Source organism: Brevibacillus sp. LEMMJ03 (genome assembly GCF_007197875.1).
GTDB classification, from domain to species: Bacteria; Bacillota; Bacilli; order Brevibacillales; family Brevibacillaceae; genus Brevibacillus; species Brevibacillus thermoruber.
The window spans coordinates 1-387 of sequence record NZ_VKJN01000113.1 but is presented as its reverse complement, the minus strand read 5'-3'; the positions used below and the strand labels follow the sequence as shown (position 1 = coordinate 387).

At 69.5% G+C, this 387-nt stretch carries 1 protein-coding gene; it reads right to left on the bottom strand.

Features of this window, described 5'->3' with window-relative positions; all coding sequences use genetic code 11:
• A partial coding sequence (locus tag FOI68_RS23735) for a hypothetical protein (protein WP_221935141.1) occupies positions 1 to 387 on the bottom strand: 387 nt, incomplete at both ends.

Here is a 387-nt window from a genome sequence, read left to right as displayed (position 1 = left end):
CGCATCGTAGTAGTGCGCGCAGTCCAGCGTATGGCCGCGATGGTCGAGGTAGCCCTCCTGGTTCTGGCCCAGGCCGTAGAAGTGCTCGTCCGCCGGCGCTGCGAAGCTGGCGCCGACCTCGAAGGTCTTCTCGCCGGCGACGGTGTGCGGGTCCATCTCCCAGCCCTGCATGTCGAGCACGACTTCGCCGTCGGGCCGCTTCACCTTCAGCGAGACCGGCGGAAGGGCCGGCACGAAGTAGCGCTCCATCTGGCTTGGCACATGCGGCGCCGGCGGCGGCGCGACTTCCAGCGTCATGGCGGCCGAGGAGAACACGTCGCCCCCTGCTCCGCTCGTGTGCGACCAGCCGGCGGGGTCGTCCTTGGCGATGAAGCCGTAGCCCGGCTT